4 protein-coding genes are annotated in these 3,869 nt (G+C 76.4%); 3 read left to right on the plus strand and 1 reads right to left on the minus strand.

Features of this window, described 5'->3' with window-relative positions; genetic code table 11:
* Positions 1 to 1,088, plus strand: a 1,088-nt coding sequence (locus KIK08_RS37835; protein WP_214408125.1) for a beta-propeller fold lactonase family protein, incomplete at its 5' end; no start/stop codon positions are given.
* 184 nt (positions 1,089 to 1,272) lie between these two features.
* Here KIK08_RS37835 and paaI read toward each other — a convergent pair.
* Complete coding sequence (gene paaI, locus KIK08_RS37840) at positions 1,273 to 1,659, minus strand: hydroxyphenylacetyl-CoA thioesterase PaaI (RefSeq protein ID WP_214408127.1); 387 nt, start codon at positions 1,657 to 1,659, stop codon at positions 1,273 to 1,275.
* Positions 1,660 to 1,815: 156 nt separating this feature from the next.
* On the opposite strand from paaI, the gene KIK08_RS37845 reads away from it, so the two are divergent.
* Together KIK08_RS37845 and KIK08_RS37850 are read left to right on the plus strand one after the other, a co-directional pair.
* Positions 1,816 to 2,436, plus strand: coding sequence for an NYN domain-containing protein (locus KIK08_RS37845; protein ID WP_308258147.1), 621 nt, complete (start codon positions 1,816 to 1,818; stop codon positions 2,434 to 2,436).
* Entirely contained in the window at positions 2,433 to 3,755 is a 1,323-nt protein-coding gene (locus tag KIK08_RS37850; protein WP_214408126.1) for an amidohydrolase family protein, read from the plus strand. Before KIK08_RS37845 ends, KIK08_RS37850 begins: the two co-directional genes overlap by 4 nt.
* Positions 3,756 to 3,869 lie beyond the last annotated feature (114 nt).

Raw genomic sequence — 3,869 nt, forward strand, 5'->3', positions numbered from 1 at the left:
GGGCCCTGCCCGCGGTCGCGTGCACCGTCGCCGCGCTCGGCGTGCTGGCCGTGCTGGGCGTCCTGCTGGTCGACGTGCGCCCGATGCCGTCGCCCGGCGGGCAGGCCGCCGCCGTCGGCATCCCGGCCGGCGGGCCGCGGATCGAGACCCCCTCGGTCCCGGTCGGGCCGGTGGCGGCCAGCATCGCCGTCCCGACCGTGCGCGGGCTGGTTCCGGTCGGCGCGACCCCGGGCGACATCGCGGTGGCCCCCGACGGGCGGACCGCGATCATCGCGCACCGCGCCGCCGGGTTCGTCTCCGTGCTCGACACCGCCATCGACAAGGTCACCGCGACGATCGCGGTGCCGGCCGGGCCGCCCCGGTTCGTCACCTTCTCGCCCGACAGCAGCCGCGCCTACGTCACCGTCTTCGACGACGCGCGCACCGTCTCCCTGGTCGCCGTGCTGGACACCGCCGACGGCGCCCTGCTGACCACGATCCCGGTGGGGCAGCGGCCGTTCGCCCCCGCCGTCACACCGGACGGCAGCAGGCTGTGGGTGCCCAGCCACGACGACGCCCGCATCGACGTCATCGACACGGCCACCGACGCGGTGACCACCTCGATCCCGGTGCCGGCCAGCCCGCACGGGGTGGCGTTCTCCGCCGACGGCACCCGGGCCTACGTCGCCAACCACGAGTCGAACGTGGTCAGCGTGCTCGACACGGCCAGCGCCACGCCGGTCGCCACGATCCCGGTGGGCACCAGCCCGCAGGCCACCGCGGTGGGCGGCGGGCAGACCGCGGTGGCCAACTACGACGGCGGCAGCGTGACGATCATCGACGCGGCCGGTGCCCCGGTCGCCGAGGTGCCGGTGGGCCGCACGCCGCAGGACGTCGGCTTCGCGCCCGACGGGCGCTACCTCTACACCGCCGACGTCGAGGCCGACACCGTCTCGGTCGTCGACATGGCGACGCGCGCGGTCACCGCGACGATCCCGGTCTGCGACGGACCGACCAGCGTCGCCGCCCACCCCTCGGGCCGCGTCGCCTACGTGACCTGCGTCAACAGCGGCGAGGTCATGGTCCTGGACACCACGGCGGACCAGTGAGAGCCGCGCCGCCACCGCGGCGGCGCGGCCCGGAAGAGGAAGGGACGGGGAGAGATGAGCACGACCAGGAGAGCCGCCACGGCGGCGGGGTGCACCGGCAACGGCCGCCCGGCCCAGCCCAGACCCGGCCGGCCGGACGGCCGCTGACCCGGGTCCACCGCCCCCGTCCCGAGCTCGCCGGAGCTCAGGGCGGGGGCGGCGGCAGTCCGGGCACCTGGCGGGTGCGCCCGCGGAACTCGGCCACGGCCTCGTCCCCCGCCCGCACGGTGACGTCGTAGAGCCCGGACCGGCCCACCAGCGCCCGCTCGACCGCCTCCGCCACCAGTTCGACGCCGTGCGGGACGGGGCGCAGGAACGCGATGTCCGCGCCCGCGGCGACCGCGGAGACGCCGTGGCTGTTCGACGCGTAGGCCAGCGCCGCGTCGGCCAGCAGGAACAGGTACCCGCCGTGGCAGATGCCGTGCCCGTTGACGTGCCGGTCCTGCACCGTCATCGCGACCCTGGCGCGCCCCGGCCCGATCTCCAGCAACCGCACTCCGGCGCCGGCCGCGGCCCGGTCGGCCCGCTCCATCGCCGCCGCCGCATCGCGCGCGATCTGCCGCTCGTCCAAGCCGGCGCCTCCCGGATCGTCCACGTCCGGACCATAAGCCGATCTCCTCCGGTCGTGCCCTCGACCACCCGGATAGGGTCGCCCAATGCTGCCCGCCTGCGTTCCGGACCGGCCGTCGTGATCGCCCCGACCGGCCCGTCCCCGCGCGTGCTGCTGGTGTGGGACGCCCCCAACATGGACATGAGCCTCGGCTCGCTGCTCGGCGCCCGGCCGACGTCGGCCTTCCGGCCCCGGTTCGACGCCGTCGGCCGCTGGCTGCTCGACGTGGCCGGCCCGGACTCGGTGGCCGAGGCCACGGTGTTCACCAACGTCGTGCCCGGCAGCACCGAGGTCGTGCGGCCCTGGGTCGAGGCGCTGCGCAACGTCGGGTTCGCGGTGTTCGCCAAGCCCAAGGTCACCGAGGACTCCGACGTCGACGACGACATGCTGGCGCACATCCAGCTGCGCGCGTCGGAGGGCCACCTCGAGCACGTCGTGGTCGCCTCCGGCGACGGCCGGGCGTTCCGCGAGCCGCTGGAGGAGCTGCAGCGCTCCGGCATCCCGATCACCGTGATCGGGTTCCGCGAGCACGCCAGCTTCGCGCTCAACTCCGAGGTCATCGAGTTCGTCGACCTGGAGGACATCGAGGGCGTCTTCCGGGAGCCGCTGCCGCGCATCACGCTCGACTCGCTGCCCGACACCGGCGCCTGGCTGCCGCCGTTCCGCTCGCTGCGCTCGCTGCTGGAGTCCCGTCGGTGACCGCCGGCGCGGTCCGGCTGGTCGCGCCGGTCCTGCTCCCCTGCGATCCGGCCTGCTCGGTCGTGCGGGACGGGGTCGTGGACATCACCGCGGAGGGCCGGATCGCGTTCGCCGGCCCCCGGGCCAGCGCCCCGGCCACCGACGCCGCCGTGCGCACCCTGCCCGGCGCGCTGCTGCCGGGCCTGGTCAACACCCACGCGCACACGCCCATGGCGGTGCTGCGCGGGTTGGGCGGCGACCTGCCGCTGCTGCGCTGGCTGCACGAGGTCATGTGGCCTGCCGAGGGCCGGATGAACGGCGACCACGTGCGCGCCGGCATGACAGCGGGCTGCGTGGAGATGCTGCGCAACGGGTGCACCACCAGCGTCGAGATGTACTTCTTCACCAGCGCCGTGATCGACGCCGTCAGCACCGTCGGATCGCGCGTGCTGCTGACCCCCGGCGTGATCGCGGCCCCCGGCTGGGACCGGCTGGGCAGCTGGGAGGCCATGCGCGACGCGGTGTCGCGGCGCATCGACCGCGACGGCCTGCGCTGCGGCCCGGGCGAGCGCATCGAGCTGGGCTACGGCCCGCACTCGGCGTACACGCTGCCCCCGCAGGCGCTGGCCTCGGTGGCCGAGCACGCCCGCGAGCGGGGCGCCCTGCTGCACATCCACGTCGCCGAGACCACGCAGGAGGACGCCGCGCAGCGCGCCGCGCACGGGTCGGTGCCGGCGATGCTCGACGACCTCGGCGTGCTGGGCGGGCGGGTGCTGGCCGCGCACGGCGTGCACCTGTCCGACGACGACATCGCCCTGCTGGCCGCGAAGGGCGCTGCCGTCGCGCACTGCCCCGGCTCCAACGCCAAGCTGGCCGCGGGAGTGGCCCGGGTGACGGCGCTGCGCCGGGCGGGGGTGCGGGTCGGTCTCGGCACCGACGGCCCGGCCTCCGGCGACGACCTCGACCTGTGGGCCGAGAGCCGCCTCGCCGGCCTGCTGGCCCGGGTGACCAGCGGCGACGCCGCCGCGCTCACCGCGGCCGAGCTGCTGCTGATGGCCACCCGGGAGGGCGCGGCGGCGATCGGGCGCGACGACATCGGCGCGCTGGAGACCGGCCGCTGGGCCGACGTCGTGCACGTGGGGCTGGACGAGTCGACGTTCGTCGACCCCGACGACGACGCCCAACTGGTGTCGAACCTGGTGTGGGCGGGCGGCTCGAAGCTGGTCCGCGACGTGTGGGTGGCGGGGGAGCAGGTGCTCGCCGACGGCGAGCCCACCCGGGTCGACCGGGCCGCGACCACCGCGGCCCTGCGCGCCGCCACCGCCGCCATCCGCCCCTGAGCCGTCCCCGCCCCGTCGAGTCCTCGACGGTCAGTGCGGGAGCCAGGCGGGGGCGCGGCGCAGGGCGTGCCGGCCGTGGGCCGGGCGCTCGGGCGGCGGCTCGACGCGCGCGTG

This window comes from Pseudonocardia lacus (assembly GCF_018531445.1).
Lineage (GTDB): Bacteria > Actinomycetota > Actinomycetes > Mycobacteriales > Pseudonocardiaceae > Pseudonocardia > Pseudonocardia lacus.